The sequence below is a fragment of the Pseudoalteromonas sp. P1-25 genome (assembly GCF_001401805.1).
Classification (GTDB): Bacteria; Pseudomonadota; Gammaproteobacteria; order Enterobacterales; family Alteromonadaceae; genus Pseudoalteromonas.
The window spans coordinates 206,414-229,336 of sequence record NZ_LKDW01000002.1; the positions used below are offsets into that span (position 1 = coordinate 206,414).

General features: G+C 40.1%; 22 protein-coding genes and 1 pseudogene. 14 read left to right on the forward strand and 9 right to left on the reverse strand.

Going from position 1 to position 22,923, the window contains the following annotated elements:
• Positions 1-121 precede the first annotated feature (121 nt).
• From AN393_RS02550 to AN393_RS02560, 3 genes are all read left to right on the forward strand, one after another.
• The gene (locus AN393_RS02550) at positions 122-580 is read left to right on the forward strand and encodes a zinc ribbon-containing protein (protein ID WP_055013958.1); all 459 of its coding nucleotides are present in this window, start codon (positions 122-124) and stop codon (positions 578-580) included.
• Between the two features lie 77 nt (positions 581-657).
• A complete protein-coding gene (locus tag AN393_RS02555) occupies positions 658-3,081 on the forward strand; it encodes a Lon protease family protein (RefSeq protein ID WP_235576182.1) in 2,424 nt (807 codons plus the stop codon).
• Complete coding sequence (locus AN393_RS02560; protein ID WP_055013956.1) at positions 3,082-3,558, forward strand: FKBP-type peptidyl-prolyl cis-trans isomerase; 477 nt, start codon at positions 3,082-3,084, stop codon at positions 3,556-3,558.
• Between the two features lie 136 nt (positions 3,559-3,694).
• Here the strand turns inward: AN393_RS02560 and AN393_RS02565 are convergent, their stop codons facing one another.
• A complete protein-coding gene (locus AN393_RS02565; RefSeq protein WP_055017216.1) occupies positions 3,695-4,147 on the reverse strand; it encodes a DUF302 domain-containing protein in 453 nt (150 codons plus the stop codon).
• 244 nt (positions 4,148-4,391) lie between these two features.
• Between AN393_RS02565 and AN393_RS02570 the strand changes: the two genes are divergently transcribed.
• Entirely contained in the window at positions 4,392-6,527 is a 2,136-nt protein-coding gene (locus tag AN393_RS02570; protein WP_055017217.1) for a TonB-dependent siderophore receptor, read from the forward strand.
• 29 nt (positions 6,528-6,556) lie between these two features.
• Here AN393_RS02570 and AN393_RS20655 read toward each other — a convergent pair whose 3' ends face one another.
• Together AN393_RS20655 and AN393_RS02575 are read right to left on the reverse strand one after the other, a co-directional pair.
• Entirely contained in the window at positions 6,557-6,679 is a 123-nt protein-coding gene (locus AN393_RS20655) for a hypothetical protein (protein ID WP_268796309.1), read from the reverse strand.
• A 100-nt stretch (positions 6,680-6,779) separates the two neighbouring features.
• Positions 6,780-8,204: a sugar porter family MFS transporter gene (locus tag AN393_RS02575; RefSeq protein WP_055017218.1), complete on the reverse strand. Its 1,425-nt coding sequence runs from the start codon at positions 8,202-8,204 to the stop codon at positions 6,780-6,782.
• A 457-nt stretch (positions 8,205-8,661) separates the two neighbouring features.
• On the opposite strand from AN393_RS02575, the gene AN393_RS02580 reads away from it, so the two are divergent.
• Complete coding sequence (locus AN393_RS02580) at positions 8,662-11,109, forward strand: SEC-C metal-binding domain-containing protein (protein WP_055017219.1); 2,448 nt, start codon at positions 8,662-8,664, stop codon at positions 11,107-11,109.
• Between the two features lie 120 nt (positions 11,110-11,229).
• Positions 11,230-11,631, forward strand: coding sequence for a hypothetical protein (locus tag AN393_RS02585; RefSeq protein WP_055017220.1), 402 nt, complete (start codon positions 11,230-11,232; stop codon positions 11,629-11,631).
• Positions 11,632-11,737: 106 nt separating this feature from the next.
• On the opposite strand, the pseudogene AN393_RS20505 reads toward AN393_RS02585, so the two are convergent.
• Positions 11,738-11,860: pseudogene (locus AN393_RS20505) on the reverse strand (protein phosphatase); the annotation flags it as partial.
• Positions 11,861-12,046: 186 nt separating this feature from the next.
• On the opposite strand from AN393_RS20505, the gene AN393_RS02590 reads away from it, so the two are divergent.
• Positions 12,047-12,466: an N-acetyltransferase gene (locus AN393_RS02590; protein ID WP_055017221.1), complete on the forward strand. Its 420-nt coding sequence runs from the start codon at positions 12,047-12,049 to the stop codon at positions 12,464-12,466.
• A gap of 350 nt (positions 12,467-12,816) precedes the next feature.
• On the opposite strand, the gene AN393_RS02595 is transcribed toward AN393_RS02590, so the two are convergent.
• The gene (locus AN393_RS02595; protein ID WP_055017222.1) at positions 12,817-13,311 is read right to left on the reverse strand and encodes a dual specificity protein phosphatase family protein; all 495 of its coding nucleotides are present in this window, start codon (positions 13,309-13,311) and stop codon (positions 12,817-12,819) included.
• An 89-nt stretch (positions 13,312-13,400) separates the two neighbouring features.
• Here AN393_RS02595 and AN393_RS02600 point away from each other — a divergent pair, with 89 nt between their 5' ends.
• The 3 genes from AN393_RS02600 (at position 13,401) to AN393_RS02610 (ending at position 17,676) form a co-directional block, all read left to right on the forward strand.
• A complete protein-coding gene (locus AN393_RS02600) occupies positions 13,401-15,638 on the forward strand; it encodes an exonuclease domain-containing protein (RefSeq protein WP_055017223.1) in 2,238 nt (745 codons plus the stop codon).
• Positions 15,639-15,774: 136 nt separating this feature from the next.
• Complete coding sequence (locus AN393_RS02605; RefSeq protein ID WP_055017224.1) at positions 15,775-16,656, forward strand: hypothetical protein; 882 nt, start codon at positions 15,775-15,777, stop codon at positions 16,654-16,656.
• Positions 16,657-16,722: 66 nt separating this feature from the next.
• Positions 16,723-17,676 (forward strand): hypothetical protein, encoded by a 954-nt coding sequence (locus AN393_RS02610; protein ID WP_055017225.1) that lies wholly within the window; start codon positions 16,723-16,725, stop codon positions 17,674-17,676.
• Here the strand turns inward: AN393_RS02610 and AN393_RS02615 are convergent.
• Complete coding sequence (locus AN393_RS02615) at positions 17,660-19,006, reverse strand: S8 family serine peptidase (RefSeq protein WP_055017226.1); 1,347 nt, start codon at positions 19,004-19,006, stop codon at positions 17,660-17,662. The two genes, AN393_RS02610 and AN393_RS02615, sit on opposite strands and share 17 nt — an antisense overlap.
• Before the next feature lie 140 nt (positions 19,007-19,146).
• Between AN393_RS02615 and AN393_RS02620 the strand changes: the two genes are divergently transcribed.
• The 3 genes from AN393_RS02620 to AN393_RS02630 are packed head-to-tail and all read left to right on the forward strand — an operon-like array spanning position 19,147 to position 20,913.
• Positions 19,147-19,638, forward strand: coding sequence for an RNA polymerase sigma factor (locus AN393_RS02620; protein ID WP_055017227.1), 492 nt, complete (start codon positions 19,147-19,149; stop codon positions 19,636-19,638).
• Positions 19,635-20,375: an anti-sigma factor gene (locus tag AN393_RS02625; protein WP_055017228.1), complete on the forward strand. Its 741-nt coding sequence runs from the start codon at positions 19,635-19,637 to the stop codon at positions 20,373-20,375. Before AN393_RS02620 ends, AN393_RS02625 begins: the two co-directional genes overlap by 4 nt.
• Positions 20,376-20,400: 25 nt before the next feature.
• Complete coding sequence (locus AN393_RS02630) at positions 20,401-20,913, forward strand: CC0125/CC1285 family lipoprotein (RefSeq protein ID WP_055017229.1); 513 nt, start codon at positions 20,401-20,403, stop codon at positions 20,911-20,913.
• 30 nt (positions 20,914-20,943) lie between these two features.
• Here AN393_RS02630 and AN393_RS02635 read toward each other — a convergent pair whose 3' ends face one another.
• On the reverse strand, positions 20,944-21,828 hold the full coding sequence (locus AN393_RS02635; protein WP_055017230.1) for a DMT family transporter: 885 nt from the start codon (positions 21,826-21,828) through the stop codon (positions 20,944-20,946).
• Positions 21,829-21,933: 105 nt separating this feature from the next.
• Here AN393_RS02635 and AN393_RS02640 point away from each other — a divergent pair, with 105 nt between their 5' ends.
• The gene (locus tag AN393_RS02640; protein WP_055017231.1) at positions 21,934-22,458 is read left to right on the forward strand and encodes a hypothetical protein; all 525 of its coding nucleotides are present in this window, start codon (positions 21,934-21,936) and stop codon (positions 22,456-22,458) included.
• Positions 22,459-22,460: 2 nt separating this feature from the next.
• Here the strand turns inward: AN393_RS02640 and rsmS are convergent, their stop codons facing one another.
• A complete protein-coding gene (gene rsmS, locus AN393_RS20015) occupies positions 22,461-22,613 on the reverse strand; it encodes a pleiotropic regulatory protein RsmS (protein ID WP_024033713.1) in 153 nt (50 codons plus the stop codon).
• Positions 22,597-22,878, reverse strand: coding sequence for a late competence development ComFB family protein (locus tag AN393_RS02645; protein WP_055013926.1), 282 nt, complete (start codon positions 22,876-22,878; stop codon positions 22,597-22,599). The genes rsmS and AN393_RS02645 overlap by 17 nt, the downstream gene beginning before the upstream one ends.
• Positions 22,879-22,923 lie beyond the last annotated feature (45 nt).

A 22,923-nucleotide genomic window follows, 5' to 3' on the forward strand; every position in this document is an offset into this window, starting at 1 on the left:
AAATAAAAGCCTAATCACAGCGTATAAGCACGGTTTTGTTAAAATCACACTTTCAGTGCAGGTTAACCTATACTTATCTATGTTAAAGGCCAACACGCCCTTGATTTTGATGGAGTATAAAATGGCAGATTATAAAACATGGCTTAACGAGCTCACCACGTGGTTAAAAGATGTAAAAGATCACGAAGTAAAAGATGCAATGACCCGATTTGTTGAATCTGAGCAAGCACTTAAAAACCTAGGAAAAGAAAAATACGGACTCTATAAAAGTTATTTGCAGCGTGACATAGAACACGTTCAAGAAAACGAATCGCACTATAATTCGCTTGCATGGCAAGAGCTTAAAGAGTCGCTATGGTATGAACTTTCGCACATAGAAGACAAAACCCAGCTTGAATGGCAGTCTCTTAGCCAAGATTTTAAGCACAATGGGGTGTACCACGCTGGCGAATGGATAGCCATGGGCACATTAGTATGTAAGAATTGCACCCATAGTTTTGATATTTATCACGCTACACAAATTACACCGTGCATTGAATGTGATGGTATTTATTTTAGCCGTAAGGCATTACAACCCTAAATATATGTATTAAGTGGCTTGTAGGCCACTTAATACGCCCAAAGCCAGCGAGTATGTTGGTACAAAAAGAAGTTAGAATGACGAAAAAACTGCTGCCATTATCTGTTTCACAGCTCGCTCCGAGCATTTCTACTAATCACGTTAGCACGTGTATGAGCAATCCATACCCAGAGCAACTTACCTTTATAGGGCAACAACGTGCCCAAAGTGCCCTCGACTTTTCATTAGGAATGGATTTACCCGGTTATAATGTGTATGTAATGGGTGAGGCCGCCCATGGCCGATTTACACTCGTAAAAGACAAACTTAAACAACACGCAAAAGATCGCCCCACACCTAACGAGTGGTTGTATGTTAATAACTACGACGACCACCGCGAGCCGATTGCGCTATTTATGCAAGCGGGGCAAAGTAAGCAATTAAGTGACGACATAGACTCATTTTTAGATGAAGTACTCGACACCTTTCCGGCAGCTTTTGATAACCCAGCTTATCAACGCAAAAAAAAGTCAATCGAGAGCGAGTTTAACGATGCTTACGACAGCGCTATCACCGCAGTAGAAGAAATGGCGCTTGAGCAAAGCGTAGCGCTAATAGAAGAGAAAAACGCCGTAGGTTTTGCACCTTTAGTTGATGGTAGGCAGTTAAGCGATAACGAATTTGCCGCTCTAGATGAAGCGCTCCGCGATGAGTTTTTTGAAAAAATAGAAAAACTAGAAGATGCCTTAATTGAAGCGCTAATTGAGCTGCCACGCTGGAAACGCGAATCAAAAGAAAAACAGCGTAACCTTAAAAAAGCCACAGCCGAGCAAGCAACTAAGCCGCTATTAAAAGATTTAGAGCATAAATACGCTGCACATATTGGTGTTCTGCGCTACTTAAAAGACATTCGCGTAGAAATAATTGACGCAGTACTTGAATGGCTAGACGACGAAGATGAAAGCGAAGAAAGCAAAGAAGACTTTGATCGTAAAGGCATGCTTACCGACTTTTTTGCGCCTAACATTTTAGTTGAATTTAAAGAAGACGATGCCGCACCTGTGGTGTATGAGCCAAACCCAACCTTTGGCAATATATTTGGCAAAATTGAGTATTCAACATCGCAAGGCTCGCTTATAACTAGTTACCGCTCTATACAGCCTGGTGCATTGCACCGTGCAAATGGCGGCTACTTAATTATGGATGCCGAAAAAGTGATGGCCAACCCGCAAGTGTGGGATGGATTAAAGCTTTCGCTTAAAACTCACCAAATTAAAAACGACCTACCATATCAAGACAGTTCCGTAGGCAGCAGTTTTACGCTGCGCCCGCAATTAATTCCTCTTGATGTAAAAATTATTTTATTAGGCTCGCGCGATTTGTATTACACCATAGGTGAGTACGATGAAGAATTTGCAGAGCTGTTTAGAGTACTTGCCGACTTTGATTACTATTTACCTAGTAGCGATAAACTTCAGTACCAATTTATTACTAAAGTGAGTGAGTACTGCCAGCAAACGTTAAAGTGCACAACCACAGAGGCCGCCATGGTGCGGTTACTTAAATTTAGCTACCGCCAAGCAGAGCACCATAATAAATTATCGGCGCGTTTTGCCGATGTACTTGAATTGGTGGCTGAGGCCAGCTTTTACGCCAAGCAAGATAAGCAAACACTGATTGATGCGCATCATATTGATGAAGCCATTGAAGGTAAGCAGTACCGCACCGGCCAAATAAGCGAAAACATGCTAAGCGATATAAAAGAAGGCCACACGCTTATTGCCACACAAGGCCAAGCCATTGGTAAAGTTAACGGCTTAACAGTGCTGCACATTGGCGATACGTCGTTTGGTACACCCGCGCGTATTACCGCCACCGTATACGCTGGCGCCGATGGTGTAATAGATGTAGAACGCGAAGCCGAGCTAGGTAAAGCAATTCACTCAAAAGGTGTAATGCTACTTACCGGTTATTTAGGTAACAAATACGCCCAGCACTTTAGCTTAACGTTAAGCGCTAATATAGCTATAGAGCAAAGTTACGGTTATATAGATGGCGATAGCGCTTCATTGGCTGAGTTATGTGCGCTTATTTCGGCTATTACCAGTTTGCCTATTAGCCAGTCTATTGCTCTTACAGGCTCCATTAACCAACATGGTGATGTGCAAGCCATTGGAGGTGTAAACGAAAAAATAGAAGGCTTTTTTAAGCTGTGTAAAATGCGCGGCTTAACAGGCGAACAGGGCGTTATTATTCCTAAATCAAACCAAGTTAACTTAGTACTTGATGATGAAATACTTGAAGCGGTTGAGCGTGGTAAATTTAATATTTACGCAGTAGAAACGGTAGACCAAGCACTTAACTTATTAATGGATATTGAGGCAGGCGATATTATTGACGGGCAATACCCAGAGGGTTCTGTTAATGGTATTGCTTTAGCACGCTTAAAAGACATAGCCGACATAGTTAATGGCGATAGCGAAGAAGATAAAGAAGCCGATGAAGATGAGGACAAACACTAAATGATCAATATAATTTTAGCGGTGATCATCGCTATATTTTGTTTTTTAATTTTTCAAAATAGTAAAAAAGCAAAGCAACAAGCTGGCATTAACGCGCAAATTGAAGCCGACTACCTTGTCGCTAACGCAAAATTAGAGGGCGTAATAGAAACCGCTTCAGGCCTACAGTACAAAGTGCTGCACAAAGGTGAAAGCGAAAATACACCTAACCCTACTAGTAAAGTAAACGTGCATTACCATGGCACGTTAATAGATGGCACCGTATTTGACAGCTCAGTAGAGCGTAAAACGCCAATAAGCTTTGGTTTAAATCAGGTTATTAAAGGCTGGACCGAAGGCTTACAACTTATGAGCCCAGGCGATAAATACATATTTTATGTACCGCATCAGTTAGCCTACGGTGAAAAGCGAGTGGGCAGTATTCCACCTGCATCACTGCTGATTTTTGAAGTAGAGCTTTTGGCTATTGAGTCTTAATTCAGGCGCTGAGTGTTATAAATTTTATAAAACCCGCTAACTTATCAGCGGGTTTTTTATTACGTGTATTTTAAGTTATTTAATATTAATACTTATTCGCTTAATTAAGTATTATTGTTCATTGGTATCACTTTAATTATTTGGCCACCGTTGCCATAGAAAGCTTATTAAGTACCACAGCTATTTTGTTAAGTGTTTCTTCGCAGCCTTTTATATTATGACGTTCTTGCAAATAAGTGGGGCTATTATAGGCAAGCCAAACTTGGCCATTATTATCTTGAGATATATGAACTTTTTGCGGTAAATCTATCGCCACACTTTGCTGGCACTGCATCAGCGGTGTACCTACCTTTGGGTTACCAAAAATAATCACTTCACTTGGCGCCAATTCCATATCAACATTTTGAGCATTTTTTTGATGGTCTACCCGTGCAAAAATGGTTATCCCTTTGCTATTGGCTATTTTTTCAAAACGGTTAGCCGTTTCCTTTACAGAATAATTACTTTGAAAATGCACTAAGCTGTCATTGGCACTCACCACGCATGTGGGTAATAGTAAAATAATACCTAAAACTAGTCGGTTTAACATAGTTTGCTCCTCATAAAAACGGCTTATAAAGCGTATGAAAAATACACACTATCTGAGTTCTTTATTTGGTTCAACACTGCGCAAAGGGGGTTTGTGTAAAACATCAGCACACACATTTTTAAGTACCTACTTTAGTTGCGATTAATTCGAAAAATAAGGATGAATATGAAATTATTTGCATTGCACATGGTAATGATAGTCGTTATCATTCGCGGCGTTTTATACACCTCTTTCCAGGATCAATATGTTTAACCAAAAATACTTGGCGCTGAGTATTGCTGCGTCTTTTTCTGCTTTTTCTAATGTGGCATTTGCCGAGCAAAATAACGAAATTGAAACAATAGAAGTAACAGGGCGCGCTCAGCAGTTCTACCTTGAAACCGAAAGTAAAATTGGGACTAAAACGGATTTAGATCTTATTAAATTACCGCAATCTGCGCAGGTATTAACCGAGCAACTTATTATTGACCAAGCCGCGCGCGATATCACCGATTTATACCGCTCAATAGCTGGGGTAAGCGAGTACAGTTATTCGGGTGTTACTTTTCGTGGTTTTAGAGATGATGCCAATGTATTTTACGATGGCGTACGTGGTGACCCGTACTCGGGCTTTGGTGTACCGCAATTATTTAATGTAGCGCGTGTAGAAGTATTAAAAGGCCCAGCCTCTGCGTTATATGGTGGCGGTGAGCCTGGCGGTATGATCAACTACGTAACTAAAAAGCCAAGTTATACGCATAGTAAAGAGCTAAAACTAACGCTTGGCAATTACAACACACACGGCGCATCACTCGATATGACCGGCGGTTTAACCGACACCATGGCATACAGAGTAGGTGGTTATTACGAAGAGCAAGACAGCTTTCGTAATAATGCAGATTCAAAAAACAGTGAGTTTACCGGTGGTTTATTATTTGATTTAACCGATTCAACCACGCTCACCACCACTGTTGATTACATCAAACAAGACTTAGGCGGTAACCGTTTACGTGGTGTACCGGTAGATGACAACGGCAACTTTTTGGTTGACCCTAGTTACAACGCAAATGAAGCATTTGATTACCAAGACATGGAAGCGTTAGTGCTGCAAGCTGAGCTAAAGCATTACTTTAATGCTGATTTTTCTGTAAGTAGCACACTGCGTTACATGGATAACGAACGCGACCAAGCCTACCATGAGTCGCAAAGCTGGGTAGATGTAAACGGCGATGGTGAAGCAAACATTGATGACGAAACCATTAAACGCGAATACCGTAAGCAATACCGCGCCAACGAAGAAACAAGCTTAACCACCGACTTTGTTTACAGCTTTGAGCAAGACCAATTAACACACCAAGTATTATTTGGCGGCGACTACCACATAGTTGATACCGAGTACGATTACTTACGCGCCCGCTATGAAGCAGACGGCGTGGCTAATTTAAACATATTTGACTTAAATTACGGCGAAACCGACCCAAGTACTTATAACCTTACCGACATGAACCGCGATGGTGTTGAAACCGACCGTTTTGGCGTATACGTACAAGATGTTGTAAGCATTAACGATCAGTGGACCGTGATTGCCGGCCTGCGTTACGATTACTTTAAAGAGCTAAATAAAGAAACTGGTTACAGTTACTCTGATAACGATGTAACGCCGCGAGTGGCTGTTACATACCAACCCGTTGAAAATACATCGGTATACATAAATTACTCAGAAAGCTTTAACCCCGCATCGTCGGGCGACCAAGAAGATGTAGAAGGCGAGGGTGACTTAACCCCAGAGACCGGTAAACAAACCGAAATTGGTATGAAAAACCAATGGCTTAATGGCAAAATTATGAGCACTTTTGCTATTTACCAAATTAATAAAGAAAACGTAGTAATGAGTAACCCAGACGACACGGGGGCGGGCGATGGCATTGCAGCGCTTTTAAATATTGGTGAAGTAGAAAGCCGTGGGTTTGAAACAACGCTGGTGGGCGATTTAACCGAGTACTGGACACTCACCGCAAACTACGCCTACAACGATACACTAGTTGTTGAAGGTGTAACGGGCGATACCATTTCAAGCACCTACGGTGACGGTACTCGCTTTGCTAATGCGCCGCGTCACCAAGCTGGTTTATGGTCGCGCTTTGCGCTTGATAGTATCGACTCGTCTATAGCATTTGGTGCTAATTACGTAAGCGAGCAAATAAGCCAAGATGGCCAAAAAGTAAAACCCTTTACCGTATTTGATATGAGCTGGACTACTCGCTTTGACGATGTGTTATTAAGCGTAAATCTTAATAATATTTTTGATAAAGAATACGCTGTAAGTGGCTTTAGTGAGCGTAACGGCCACTTCCCAGGCAGCCCACGTGAAATAGTAGGCCAAGTAACCTATAAATTTTAAAGCAATTTAAGCGCGAGCTTATCTCGCGCTTATTTTTTTTCGCTATTAAAATTAGCCGCTTCTTGCACTGTGTTAATAGCTGTAATAGGGAAGGGGATCACAATACCTTCTTGGTCGAAAGATCTGATCACCGCAAGGGCATTTAGTTCCATTTCTTATGTGCAGCTCAGGTTAATTAAATTTTGAATGATACCTATTGTGTTAAGTTTTTAGGCTATTTAGCACGCTAGAATGATTAAATATTAAAGTCGATTACATAGACTCAAGTGTTTTACCTCGGGTTTCTGTAATGTATTTAGCCACAAAAAATATGCTAATAAGTGCCGATAACGCATAAAAGCCGTACGCACCTGCAAGGCCAATGTTAGCCAGCATAATAGGAAAGGTCATGGTAATGGCAAAGTTAGCAATCCACTGTGCGCTTGCTGCAACAGCAAGCGCTGCGCCGCGAATACGGTTATTAAACATCTCACCTAATAACACCCACACAACAGGGCCCCAGCTTAAGCCAAAAAATACCACAAATAAGTTAGCCATTATAAGCGCAAACGTACCCATGTTATCGCTAAGTGCAAGCTTGCCTGCTTCATCGAGGCCTGCGCTGCCAAATATATAAGTAAGCGCACTTAAGCTTATAAACATACCCACACTGCCTACTAATAGCAGTGGTTTACGGCCAATTTTGTCAACTAGGGCAATAGCAATAAAGGTCGATACAATATTAGTAGTACCCGCTAATACATTTATAAATAGCGATTGCGACTCGTCAAACCCAGCGGCTTGCCAAAGCTCAGAGCCGTAATAAAACACCACATTAATACCTACAAATTGCTGAAACACACTCAGCGCAACACCCGCCCATACAATCGGGTGCACTTTTTTACTGCCATCAATAAATAAATCGCGAATACTCGGCTTTTTATCGCTTTGCAAAGAGCTTTTAACATCACTTATTTGCGAATCAAGGTTGTCGTTCGAAATTTTACTAAATACTGTTTTTGCATCGTCCAATTTACCTTGCGCCACTAAATAACGAGGCGACTCAGGAATAAACAACACACCCACTAAAAACAGTATTGCAGGCACCAGCTCAGCCCAAAACATCCAGCGCCAAGCGGCTATATCAAGCATTAAAATATTTTGCGCACTACCAGCTGCATCAGCAATTAAATAGTTACTTAAAAACGCAGCAAATAAACCCAATACAATAGCAAGCTGTTGTAATGTGGCTAGACGACCACGAAGCGCGGGTGGTGCAACCTCTGCAATATAAGCTGGCGCCAATACCGATGCCGCACCAATACCTAACCCACCAAATAAGCGGTAAAAAATAAACTCGGCCGAGCTTTCGCTAATGCCCGAACCAAACGCGCTAATGGCGAAAATAATTGCGGTGATGATCATAATTGCACGGCGGCCAAACTTATCAGCCAGCGGCCCCGCTGCAAGTGCCCCCACGGCGCACCCTAATAATACCGAGGCTACATTGAACCCCGTAGCCACACTGCTTGAATTAAATGCATTACCGAGCGCCGACACCGTGCCGTTAATAACGCCCGAGTCAAAACCAAATAAAAAGCCACCAATAGCAGCCACGGCAGAGATAAAAATTACGTAAAAAAGAGAGGTGCTTTCAGCTGTGTTGGCTGAGTGGGAAGGCGGTGTGTGCGTTGTCATTATGTGCCCTGAAAGTTAAATTGAATATAAAGGAGCATAATATCGTAAAGTGCTATGGCTGAATATGCTTGTGCGGGTATAAAGGGGTTGGCGAATATAAATTAAGCCGTTTTTAAGGTTTTAATTTAAGGGCTTTAATTTAAAGGTATTAATTTAAAAACTTTAGATTCAATACTTTGAAGTTAAGTAGCGCCTTTTAAATAACACAGGCTGAATTTTAATAAACAATGTACTTTGTATGGATAGTGCCTCTTGAAACAATATCAATGCTCTGTTCATTTAAGTATGTTTTTGCAATTACATAAATTAATTGGAGGTTAGGTAATTGTTTACATGCGGTTATTTGGTGGTTAAAGTGAATGCATTGAATATAGGGACATTATCAGTTTATAAAAAGACAAATGTCGTAGACAAAGTTATTCCACGGGCACTCTAAATCCCCAACTGTGAGCACCTCATGAAAAAAAATAAACAAGTAAAAGCAGATGAGTATTATCAAGTTGGGCCTTTAAAGATGGCTAGATTTGGCGATAAAACCATTTATCAGTCTAATTTTTATGAAAATCAATTTGTAGATTTGCAGAAGAAATTAGCTAGTGATTTTGATGATATTGTAATTCAGATTGATAAATTGGTGGATAAAATATCTTTAATGGTTAGTGAGCTTCCCGCGGAGCCAATTTTACAGCGTGCTTGGACTGAAATGGCAATGCTACATATTGGGGTAAAGTCAGAAATTGAAACCAATTCAGAGAACGTTCTATCGGTAAGAATGCTTGACTACTTACAGAGCATTATTGTATCAGTTTTACCAAATTCAACATTAAAACCGGAAGTATCTGAAAGTGATTGGATTGAACTAAACAATGCTGTTAAAGAACTATTTAATCTAATTAATTGTAAATACCATATATGCCATACAGCAAAAAGAAAATTATTAAACCCTGATATAGATATGGATGAAGAAGAATTCTATTTCAAAACGCAAATGTATTGGTGCAATGTTCGTGGTGAACGATATCATCAATTTCAAGAAGCTCATTTATCAGACCTTTTGCTAACCCACTCAGGTGTAATTGAAGAACATTTTGGAATAAGTACCAAACAGTTAATTTCTGAATTAATGAAAATACAAGATTCATTAATGTATGGCATGGGAAATGCCATGAAAGACATGCAGTTGTTTCAAAAAGAAGTTATGGCATGTGCAGAAGATAGAATTATGCAAGGAGAAAAATTTGATGAGGGAGAAGATGTTGGCGAATTCCTTCGGTTAGTTATCGATGAAAATAACTGGGGTAGCCGCAATGAAGAAATATGCGGTCGGTTATTAGGGCTTGATTTATTTGATGTGGCTAAAGTAACTAATATCCCTGAAAAATTGCTTTCTTCACTATCTTTCGGTCGAGGTGAGGATACAGAGTTTTTTGCTGAAGGTGAATATCGAGGTTGGCCATTAAGAATTTGGCCTGTATTTAAAAGGCCTTTTGTTAAGTTAAATAGTAAATATTATTGCTTCGATTTAAATAGCCTTTTTGACAATTTCTATAGGGTTATGCAAAGAGTTATATTTTCTCATGCTCCTCTTTACAAGGCTGACTGGAATGAGAAACAAAAGAACATTTCTGAAGAACTTCCATTTAAATACTTAAATAAACTTATTCCAGGTTCTCAAGAATATCGCTCTGTTTATTATCGCTCAGGTGTTGGTAAAAAAGGAAGGATGGAATGGTGTGAAGCTGATGGCTTGGTTAGCTATGATGACCATTTATTTGTTATTGAAGTAAAAGCGGGAGCTTTTACATATACTTCGCCAGCAAATGATCTTCCTGCTTATGTTAAATCAATAAAAGGATTAGTCCTGAACCCATCTATGCAGGCACAACGTTTTGTTGATTATTTATTGAGTGAATCGTCAGTTTCGATCTTTGATGAAAATCATAGGGAAATTGGTGTTCTTTCCCATTCTGACTATAGAAAAATAACAATTTTGCCTGTCACACTTGATAGTTTTACTGAAATAGCAGCTCAGATACAGCACTTAAAGTCTATCGGTATTGAAATGGGTAAAACCCCTACATGGTCTATATCTGTTGATGACCTAAGGGTATATTCGGACGTTTTTACTAACCCACTTATATTCATACATTTCTTAGAGCAGAGAATGAATTCATTTCTTTCTGAAGTGATCCAAAGTGATGATGAACTTGATCATTTAGGGATGTACCTAAAGCATAATAATTATGTTTCTTATGCAAATAGTATTAAAGATACACCTGAAACAAGGGTTAATTTCCACGGTTATAGATTAGATATAGATAATTATTTTGCTGATAAGCTTAATAACCCCGAGTTGGCTTCTCCACTTATCCAAAAAATGCCTGTGCGTTTAATGGAAATAATAAAAGTATTATCCACCAATCAACAAAAAGGTAGAACTCGTATTTCGAGCTATTTACTAGATTGCGCTGAAGAGTGTAGAAAAACAATTATTGATAATATCGATTTAGTGTTAGTGAAACAAAAAGAAACTCAACGTCCATTTCCTCTTTCACTATATGGCGATGTCAAGTTAACAGTATTTTGCTGGCAAGAGTCATGTTTCCCTAGAAATGAAACGTTTGTTTTGGAGCACTCTCGCTCGGCTATGCTAGCTGTAAATGATGCTACTAGATTGGTAATCGAATTATTTTATTCTAATGAATCAATACTCGAAAAGGTAGAATGGAGTGATATCTCGATAGATGAAATACCAAGTTTGGAACTAGATAGATTAAATGAGTTAGCGAATAATTTAAAAAAGTCGAGAAATCAGAAAGCAGGTAAACTAGGACGTAATGATCCATGCAGTTGTGGTAGTGGAAAAAAATATAAAAAGTGCTGTATTGATTTGAATCTCTCGTGATATCAACCCGTATAAGAAAGGTTTTCAAGTTGAACAAATTACAGTTGGCTTTTTGTTCGTGCCTCACTTATTTTAGCCCACAGCAATTTGCCGCTTAAAACGGCGTTAAAAGGAGATACGATGGCAAAGGTTAAGAGTTTTTTTCTTTTAACATTACTACTTTTATCCGCATGTTCTTATGTAACAAATGAAACTGAAGTTGAGCGTAGGTATAAAAATGCAGGCTCATTAATGGGAACAGCCTTGGCCTGCGAGGACAATTTGCAAATTATCAACTCGTCAAAAGCACTGGAAATGTACATTTCAAAGCAAGAGCTAGCTAAGTATTACACGAAAGAAAAGCTAGACTACTTCTTAGCTGTGCATGACAGAGTTGCGATGGAAACATGGCAACATTTAGATGAAATTAAGGCAAAAATAGGTAAGCCACATAAAGTCTGCCAAAGCCCTAGCTTTAAAAATAATACTACAAAAAGTTTATATCGTTGTATTCATATGGGTGAAGCGACGGTGTGCCTGTAGTGTTGGTAACATAACAAGTGGTTAATCCCATCAACTGCTAATCTATAACTAGCATAAAAATATTATTAACACTATTCATAGTGCTAAATCCTACCCAATCACTGCCTTACACCCCAAAGCTCTCAAAGTACTCATTTTGCAATTCTATAGTGAGTGCTTTAGGGTTAATACCTTGTACTAAGCTGTACACTTCTTCCTTTGTATAACCTGCCGATTTTAAAATAAGTGCAGTGAACCCTGTGCTGTCATATGGATATTGCCCATTTTCTTATACATTAAAAGTTGAATATATCTCCTGAAAGCTGGCTAAAACTAAACAACCAATTAACACGCGTAATATATAGCGCAGTTTAGCGTATTCAATTAAAGTGGTTACTTAGTTTTTTGAGTATTAATTTTTTTGGAGGCTAGATGGATGCTAGAGCTTGTTGCTACTAAGGACTTAAAGGCTGCCGCACACTTAACATTTAACAATATGAAACCCTATTACGAAATGTTTGCGGTAGATTGGGATGTAGAAGACGTTTATCAAGCTACCAAAAACCTTAAAAATTTTGATATTTTGTGTAAGGGTGAACACATAGGTGTTGTACGCTTATCGTTTGAAGAAGGGCGATGCCAGCTTCGCGACATTCAAATTGCAGCTACTTATCAAAACAAAGGTTATGGTGCTCATGTTATTGCTAAAGTGGTTGATGTGGCTCGTCAACAAAGTGTCAAATTCATAGATCTCAAAGTATTTCAGCGTAGCCCTGCATTTAAGTTATATAGCCGCATCGGATTTGCAGTCGATAGAAAAGACGATCGTTTTTACTACATGAGTTTTCAAGTCTAATAGCAACTGTATTACCAATCCTTAAAACAGCTCACTTAATTAAGCGGATTGGTATCAAAGAGGCGCAAAGCACTTAGCTTTCGCGATTCTTTAGCTAACTTTAGTAAAGTGCGACTACCTTATGCAGGCATTAGTTTTAAGGAGAGTGAGGTGTACTTAATTGCCGTCATCGACAATTTGCTATGTGGTCTGCTCAAAAATTTAAAAGTACATTTAGGCCTGCAGGTTTTGGCTCATTCCTATTTGGTGTTTTTTTGGTTTACATAATTACGATTAGTTACCGTTAATAAGTGGCTAAGCTTATAAAGGGTAACTAAGAATGAGCGTTAACATATTCCCCAGTTTCTCCCTCATACCTCAAAGTTATTAAAGTACTCTTTTTGCAGCTCTATAGTCAGTGCTTTAGGGCGAATACTTTGTACTAAGCTATATACCTCTTCTTTTGTGTAACCTGCCGAATTTAAAATAAGTGCAGCCATCAACCCTGTGCGGCCAGTGCCGCCTTTACAATGTATGGCAATGGTTTGTTTTTGCTGTATGGCTTGAAGTATGTCGGTTTTGTGGGTGTTCCAGCTTGATGTAAAAGGCTGTTTGGGTGCTTCGTCGTCATTTATAGGTAAATGAAACCAGGTTATATCGTGCTTTTTGCACTCACTATTAATGCTTTCTACGTTGTTTTTTTCAAGCTCCTTTTGCGGCATAAGCGATAGCAGCATGTGAGTGTCAGCGGCTTTTAATGTGGCAATTGAATCCGCTAGGTTTTGTGTTTTTGTACCAGGGCAAGGCGTAAAAATAATATTTGCGCCGTTATTGAGTGATAAAACATCGTACGGGTGCGCGCTCATGGTAAGTCCTTTATTTTTAATGAATTTACTTTTATACGATCACTATAGCGTGTTTTAGTTGCAAGTTTAAGATTGAATAATAAGCACAAATGCTAGATACTGTTTTTATATACAGTTGTGGCGATGTTATGAAAAAAGAATTACCAGCAAAATACTATTTAGCGCATTTTAGAGAGCTTATTGAGTTTGTAACAAGTAAATGTATGCATTTACTTGAGCCCAAACACAGCCAATTTATTAGTAAAATTAACCAGCTTGATGAGCAAAGCCAATGCATGTTGGCACGTGTGTATTCGCGCAAGCCTTATTTAGTGCAGGCGCAATCGCTCAATTATGAAGAAATAACCTCGCCGCATCAGGCTATTTATACGCTAAAAACAGCGGGTATTTTATATGAGCCAAACGCGCAGCATTACAAGCTACTTATAGCGCATTTAACTAAGCCCATGCTGGTGGAGTTGCTCAGTAATTACAGTGAGCAAGTAAGCTTTAAAAAAAGCGCAGCTAAAGGGGAGTTGGTCACTATTGCGTGCCAATTTTTTAGTGGGCGCGCAGATGATTTAGCCTCTTTATATAGCCAGTATGTCATTAATAACCGAGAAGATTATTACGAGTATTTTGAGTTTTTATTTGCAGGGCGCTTAAGTAGTGGCGATGTAAATCATCAAAACCGCTTTGTTATGCGCGATTTAGGGTTAACCGCTACCCGCGAAGGGCACAGCGAGAGCTTGTCGCGCTTTAATACACTCGCTGAGGCGCAATCTAATTATGTTTTAAACCGTTACCGTTTAGCGTTTAAAAACATTGGCAAAACAGCCGGTAATACAAAAGCTGAAACCTTGGATGATAAAACACCTTACACCGAGCTTGCGCATTTAGTTTTAGCGCAACCGGCGAACGGTGCACAAGCGCACGATATTAAAAACAAGCTGCTGGTTAGGCTGTATAAACAACTTAAAAATACCAATAGCGAACTTGCCTTTAGCCTACTAGAAGACTGCACCGATTACGCCGAAGCCCAAGAGATTCAAATAAGAGAGCAATACCGTTTAGGTAATAAAGAGTGGGTAAAAGCGCAGCTAGAGCAAATAATAGAAAATCCGCTCACCGACGACCTACTGTACTTTGCGGACGACTTTTTAATGCGTAAGTTTAATAAACAAACGCGTTCGCGCTTAAGCACTATGCTAGCCGACACCCAATGTGTACTTGAAATTGACGAAATTTACCGAGGGGATGTAGAGCAAGGCGTAAATGAGCATTACACCGCAAAAGGGTTAACGGTTTTTAATACCGAAAACACCTTATGGCAAAGCTTATTTGGTTTAGTATTTTGGCACGAGTTATTTATAGAGTCGCCATACCCGCCGTGTAATGAATTTGATATTTACCCGCAAGTTTTGCAGCTTGGTAATTTTTATGAAGCACAAAGCACGCAAATTAACGCACGTTTAAAAAGCTTTAGCACTAATCAGGCGCTGCTTAATTTGGTATGTAAGCATGCCGCGCAATACTTTGAGCAGCCCAATGGGTTATTTAGATGGCGCAGCAATTTATTAGAGCCACTAGAGGCGCTTATTTTAAACAGCCCGCTTGAGGCGTTAATTGCGCACTTAACGGCCATGAGCAAACATTATTTACAGTTAAAAGACGGCTACCCCGATTTAATGGTTATTAATAATGGCCAAGTACATTTTGAAGAGGTAAAAGCCCCAGGCGATAAACTTAGGCGTAACCAACTTACCACTATTGATAATTTAAAAAATGTAGGTTTTACAGTACATATTGCTGCAGTTAAGTGGTTTGTAGACCCAAACCGTATTTACAGTGTGGTTGATATAGAAACCACGGGCGGCTTAAAAGGCGGTAACCGCATTACCGAAATTGGCATTGTTAAAGTGCAGCACGGTAAAGTAATAGATACCTGGACGACACTTATTAATCCGCAGCGCCATATCCCAAGCTTTATTACTAAACTAACCGGCATAAGCGATGGCATGGTTTACAACGCGCCTGTATTTGCCGATATAGCACAGCCACTACTAGATAAACTCGCAGGCAGTATTTTTGTAGCCCATAACGTAAACTTTGATTACGGTTTTATAAAAAAAGAATGCGAGGTTGCAGGGCACTTTTTTAAAATGCCAAAAATGTGCACCGTGGTTGAATCGCGCAAAGCGTTTAAAGGGCTAAAGTCGTATTCGCTAGGTAACCTTAGCGCGCATTTTAATTTAAATTTAACCAGCCATCACCGCGCATTGGCCGATGCTACCGCCACTGCCGAGCTGTTATTGCTGATCCAAAACAGCGAAACGCACACGCAGTAAACGAGTAACTTATATTTAAGAATATGAAAATTAAGTAATTAATTAACGTTACTACAAATTTTTATTTGTTTTTGGAATAAAGGGTTTTTGTAAATCGTCTTCTTTATGTCAATCCGACAAACTAGAGGACAAAACAATGACTAAATTAAATAAAATTGTAAGCGTAATGATGTTAAGCGGTGTGTGTACTTTTACAGGTGCAGTGCACGCCGCTGATATTGAACTATCTCAGTCAACGTCGGCGCAGCAACAAACAGCTACATCTATTTCGTTTTCACAAAACGGTTTAACAGCCAGTGGTAGCAATAACACAAACGTATCTAACGATACACAAGTAACGGCTGATGACTCGCAAAATACAGATTCAACGGCTAATAATTCACAAACTCCAGCGCAAGAAAGCAGCGAGGCTGTAGAGCCTGCAAATTCATTAGTTGCATCTGCCGGCTCATCTTTAAATAACTCATTGAACGCATCGGCTTCGTCTTTAAATGCCACAAGCAATACCACAGTTAATACAGCGCTTGATACAACAGCGCAGTTAACCTCATCGGCGGGTAACTTAACAGCCGCTGCGAGCCAGTCATCATTACTTTCTGTTACCTCTGAACAAGCTGCACAGGAAGGCACTACCGATACATCAACAGGTGCCTCTTTAGTTTCAAATATGAGTAGCGCTAGCGATTCAGTAACACAAGCTGATGCAACAAATGCGCTTAATGCGGGTGAGCTTACAAACCAGTTAGCAATTACTAATACGGCTGCAAACTCAGTGAGTTCTGCACTGCAAGTGGGTGATGCAATTAATACCAGTAATGAAGTAGTAAGCAGTGTTCAGCAATCTCTAATTGCCAGTGTGCAAGACAGTACGGTTAGCAGTTTACAAAGCACGGTACAGCAAAGTGTTAGTGGGCAGGTGAGTGCGGCGGTCACAGATCAAATTAGTAACGATGTAGCACTTAGCACCGCAAGTGAAGTAGTAACCAACATTACTAACGATTTAGACCTAGGTCTTTAATACGCCCTAAGTGTGTTTGCACAAATGCCGAATAGGGAAACCTATTCGGCCTGTTGGAGAATAAATATGAAAGCAGTTATAACCGCCACATTGTGTGTTTTTAGTGCCCAAGCGGTGCTTGCACAAACTAACCACGTTAAAACACCTGAGCAAACTAAACCTTTTAAAAGCAGCCTCGAGGTAAATGCAGATGCAGAAGTTGGGGTATTAAGTAACTCGGCGCTCTCTGTCCAGGAACTTGACGATATTTCGTCGCAAAGCGACAGCGGCATAAAAACCGCAGCCGGTGTTAATGCAAAATGGCAATTAACCAAAGGCGCTAAATTAACATCAAGCTATAAGTTTGAACAACAAGACTACGATGAGTTTGATCAATACGATTTAGGCCTGCATCAATATGGTTTAGATGGCAGCTACAGCTTTAATAACCATGAGGTAGGGGGTCGTTACGATGGTGCAAAAGCAAATGTAGATGGCGAACCATTTTTACATTTTAATCAAGCCAGTGTTTATTATGGTCATTTTTTAAACCCGTATACGTATTTGCGTATGAGCATAAAAACCAAAGCTAAACGTTTTACTACTGCAAAAGCACGTAATGCCGACGGTGTAGGCGGCGATGTAGCGCTTTATCATTTTATAAATAATGGTCAAACCATGCTAATGGCAGCGCTAAGTGCCGATAAAGAAAACGCCGACGACAACCAATACGACTTTAACGGCTACGGTTTTACTACTAAAGTTACGCACAAATTTACGGCCTTTAATATGGCTAACAAAGTGGGGGCAGGCTGGCGTTATCAAAATAAAGATTACGATGAGCAAACTACGGATGATTTCTTTGAGCAAATACCGTCGCGAGATGAGCATCGAAATGTAGTTAATGCGTTTTATAACCTAGCTGTGTTTGAGCACGTAACACTCATAGCTGAGGCTGAATATGGCGATTATCAATCAAAGCTTAGTAGTAATACCTATACGCAGTCGGTTTTATCGGCGTCAGTTAAAGTGCACTTTTAGGTGGGTAAATGGCACCATAACCAAAGGTGGTGTCTTTGCCTTGCTCGCCTAAATCGACGGCCAGCGATGTAAGCTCGTTAAGTGCTTTGGTTTTATTATTACCATGCTTTAACAATAAACAACTTAATGCCGCGCTTACATGCGGCGCCGCCATTGACGTACCCGACTCCCTACCAAATTTTCCATTGCCTTGGCTTGTAACAACATTTACACCAAGGGCTGCAAAGTCTATGTAATCACCTTTATTTGACCACCTATAAATTTGGTTATTTGCATCAATAGCACTTACCGCTATCACGCTTTTATATGCACCTGGGTATAATGGCTGCGACGCCGGCCCTTGGTTACCTGCAGCAGCTACAATTAACACGTTTTGTTTTATTGCAGCAGTAATACTTGCTTCTAAAACTGCGTTATTTGGCCCTGTTAGGCTCATATTTATTACGGGTATTTTATTACTAACTAGCCAGTTAAGTGCTTCTACTATGGCAAATAATGTAGCCCCTTGTGCATAGTCAGATTGCCTATAAAACACCTCGGCACTGTAAAGCTTGGCACTGCCTAAAAGCGGGCTAAGTTTTGCGCCTTTACCTGTAATTAGCCCTGCAATGGCGGTGCCGTGTAAATTTGGCGAGCTTAATCCTTGTGGTAAAAAGCTTTGCGTAGTGATATTTGCGCCTTTAAATGCACTGTGTTTGGTATTAATGGCGCTGTCGATCATGCCAATTTTTACGCTTTGTATGCAGTAGGACGCAATAGGCTTATTTTGCGTTACTTTTAAGGTAGGCTCGCCTGTTTGCGCTTGGTAAATGTGGTTTCGGTCAAGTATTACAGACTTATCTAGGTTAAGTGCTTTTAATAACTCACTTTTAGAATTAAGACCTTGGGGTGCGTTAAAGCGCACTAAGCTCATATTAAGTGCGTTGTAATTTTTTACCGACACAATAGTTACATTTTGCTGCTTTAGGGCATTAAGTTGTTGGCTATTTGCCATTAATAACCATTGTCGCTCTATTGCTCTAAAGCCGTTTTCAAGCTCTACCTCAACAAATGCAGTGTTTTGGCTATTTATATTAATGTTAAGCACATTAGGTAAGCTGCTAATAGGCTCACTTATCTGCGCTTTTAGTTCATCAATCGAAACTTGTGGTACAGGCACTGGAAGCGGCAGGTGCTGTGCTCGCTCTATAGTTTGCTCAATACGCTGCTCTATAGGGTTTAACTGCCCAAGCACCTGATCAACTTTTACTATATTAGCTGAGCTCGTTGCGCTAAATACGCAAAGCGAAGTGGCTATTATGTGTTTAACGCGTGTGTTTTTAATATTCATAGTGGGTTACTTCTATTAAATTTATCATGCTGCTTAGTTAACGTTTAACACATAGAAATATTTCATTATTCAAATTATTTTGATTATTTGGGAATAAATGTTTTTTTGAATCGTCTTCTTTATAAAAGGGGTAAAAATCAATGAACGAAACTCTAAAAACCTTATTGCCCATGCTTAGGCGCTTTGCCTATTCGCTAACGGGTAGTAAAGCAGATGCAGACGATGTAGTGCAAATAACAATTGAAAAACTATTAGTAAAAGGTATTCCGGATGACGTTGAGCCTGCTAAATGGGCGTTTAAAATTTGCCGTAATGTGTGGATAGACGAGTACCGCTCACGCAAAGTAAGGCAAAATACGGCTCAGGCCGATATATTACCAGAGCCAATTACAAGTAATGAGCACCAAACACTCGAAAATAAACAAATGCTTAAAAATGTAAATACAGCACTTGGGCAATTACCCGAAGAGCAACGGGCCATTGTATCGCTGGTGGCAGTGCAGGGCATGGCCTATAAAGAAGTCGCACAAACGCTCGATATACCTATAGGCAGTGTAATGAGTAAATTATCGCGCGCACGCAGTACACTTTATAATTTAATAAAACCCGACTTTAAAAAGGAGCAAGTATGAACATTAACGACGAAACACTTAGCGCCTTTTTAGACTCAGAACTCAGCGAGCACGAAATGGAGCAAGTGCGCAAAGTCCTTGAAACCGATGATGAACTAGTAATGCGACTTGCAGAGCTAAGCGAAGTAGACATGCTCGTGAAAGAGCACGCTTCAAGTATTGATGACGCCCCCCTTAGTGACTCATTAGCTAAAACGGTTGCAAAGCTTGATACAGCAACAACAAAAAACACGTTAAATAGCAATGTAGTAACGTTAACGCCTTGGCAAAAGGTTAAGCAATCGGCTAATAAAAGCTTAGCAATAGCTGCAAGCGTTGCCGTGGTATTTGGGATAGCAATGACGAGTTACTTACAACCCAATGAGTCGCAAAATTTAGTAGCCAGTAACATAGCTTCAGCCCTTAATACACAGCTAAGTAGTGGTAAATATGAGCAAAGTGATGGCTCAGTATTTAGCGCGCAGCTTAGTTTTAAAAATCAGCAAGGTGAGCTTTGTAGGCAGTATGCACTAAGCTCAAACAATACAACGCAAACAAGCATTGCTTGTAAAACACAAAGCGGTTGGCAAATTAAAGCGCAAACAGTCGCGCAGCAAAGTAATAACGGCGCGCAATATCAAACAGCGTCTAACAACAATGAGTTAGATGCTGTTATAGACAGCATGATCAGCGGCGCACCACTAGATAGAGCGCAAGAGCAGCAAGCAATTAGTGTAAAGTGGCAGTTAAACCAATAATAGTTTTTATAAAACGAGGTGAATGATGAAAACATCTATTTTAATTATCAGTATTTTACTTATGGCGGGTTGCGCATCAAAACCCGACTACCGCCCAGCTAATAATGGCTCACAAGGTTATAGCGAGCAAAAAATTAGTGACGATCAATACCGCGTCGAGTTTAAAAGTGTATCAAACAACGTAGCCGATGCCGGTGACTATGCATTATTGCGCGCGGCTGAGCTTACCCAAGCACAAGGCTACGACTGGTTTGTTGTAACAAATAAAGAAACCTTTGTTGAGTCTAAATCGCAAGCGCCCGCATCATCTATTAGTGCATCACACAGTCAGCAATATGAGCGAAACTGTGGTTTTTTAACCTGCGAAACACGTGTACGTCCGAGCAATAGCGTAGGAGTACAAGTGAGCAATAATGATAAACGCAAAGAAGTACACACCCTGATTGACATTAAAATGGGCAAAGGCATTAAACCCAGCGATAACAGCTATAGCGCTCAAGACTTAATTGAAAATTTAAGCAAAAAGGCTCAAAAGTAAGCGTTTGGTAAAAGTTCTTGATATAAGCACTTAGCTTGTTTTAGCTAAGTGCTTTTTTCGTGGTAAAAAACCAGTAACCAGCATAGTGCCCATAATAACAAATAATGCGCCGAGTAACGTATTTGGCCCTATTTGCTCATCTAAAATTACATGCCCCCAAAAAATGCCAAATAACGGAATTAAAAACGTGACCGTTAAAGCTGAAGTTGGGCCTATATCGTCAATAAGTTTAAAAAATAAAATATAAGCAAGTGCGGTACACACCACGCCAAGGGCTAACACGCCAAGCATAACGTCGGTACTAGGTACTTCGCGAATAGGCATAAAAAGTATAAGGGGTAGTACTATAAAACTGGCTGCCCACATAGAGCCGTGTGCGTTATCGAACGGTGCAAGCTTAGGGGCATTTTTTGTATAATGTGATGCAATGGCATAACACAGAGAGGCGCTTAGCGCTGCTGCAATCGCAATAAGTGAATGAGTATTTAATACAAGATGATTTTGCCCAACTAAAATTGCCACGCCTATTAAACCAAGCATCAAACCTAAAACCATACTTTTAGTCGGTTTGATTTTACTCCAAATAATACCTACCACTGCGCCCCAAATAGGGGTTGTTGAATTTAAAATCGATAAAGTAGAGGCGCTAATAGTTTGCGCTGCGTATGCAAAAAGTAAAAAGGGAAGGGCAGAATTAAGCGCACCAATTATAAAAAAGTGCTTGGTGTGCTTAGTAAACGCCAAGTGGCGTTTTAAATACAGCGCCACTATAAAAAGGGTGAGTGCGGCAAAGCCGACTCTAAATTCTATTAACACCGCTGGGCCTAGGCTATTTGCCGCCATTCGCATAAATAAAAATGAGGCGCCCCAAATTGCAGCCAGAAAAAATAACCGAAGTAAACTTGCTAAGCTCATGATAGTATTTTAATTATACAAATTAATTTATAGAGTAACAGGCTTGGCAATAACTGTAAGCCAGATTCGGTACTCGCATATAAAAATAATAAAAAAGGAATAGTCATGAGCCGGTATTTACTGATCACAGCAATAATGGGAGTGGGTTTATTAAGTGGTTGTGGGTCTACGCCTGTTAATTTATACGATGACACCACCATGAAAAAACATGAGTACAACGGCATAAAAGCATATAAAAAAGGAGATTTTAAACAAGCTTTTATGTACCTAAAAGACCCTGCTGCGCTTGGTTATAAAAGTGCGCAATACACATTGTCGTTTATGTTTTTAAAAGGGCAGTACTTAACACAATCCACTAACATGGGGATGGGGTGGCTAGGGGTTGCAAAAGAGGCTGGAGTTGAAAGTTGGCAGGCGCAATACAATACGTTTTATAACGCGGCTACTTCGGCGCAACAGCAACAAATAGACGAAACCGTTGCGTTGTACATAAGCCAGTATGGTAGTAAAGCACAAAAAATGACGTGCCGTCGCTCGACTACCCCAAAACGCACGTTTGGCGAAATTAAAATAGACTGTAACAAACACGAGGGCACTGTGACTAAATACGATGTGCAAACAAAAGAGTAATGCTAAGCTGTAGCTTGTTTTTGCTCAAAGTCACTTTTTACAATTTCGAGTGCTTTTAATACATCCTCTGGAGCAACCTCGTGCTGCTCCAGCAGCATAATTAAATCCACCGCAAGTTTTACATGTGTAGGGGCGTTATCAAGTGGGCTGGTCATTTAAGTCTTTCTTTTTTGAAATTTGAGTAATGGCTACATCAATAGCGGTTTGTACGCGCTCTTCCATGTGAATACGTTCACTTTGCGGTAAATAAAATGCCATATCTACATCGTAGCGAATATAGCGAGGGGGAAGTTGATTGAGCACCGTACAACAAAAATCGGCCATTACATCTTCACTGTAAACTTTATCTAGTTTACGTTTAATGATCTCTTCAACCACAATTTTTTCGTAAAAGTTATGTATGTCGTCGTGCAGTCGCATCGTGCTAGCGCCTTTTATGGGGTCCGTTTATTTGAGTGTATACTA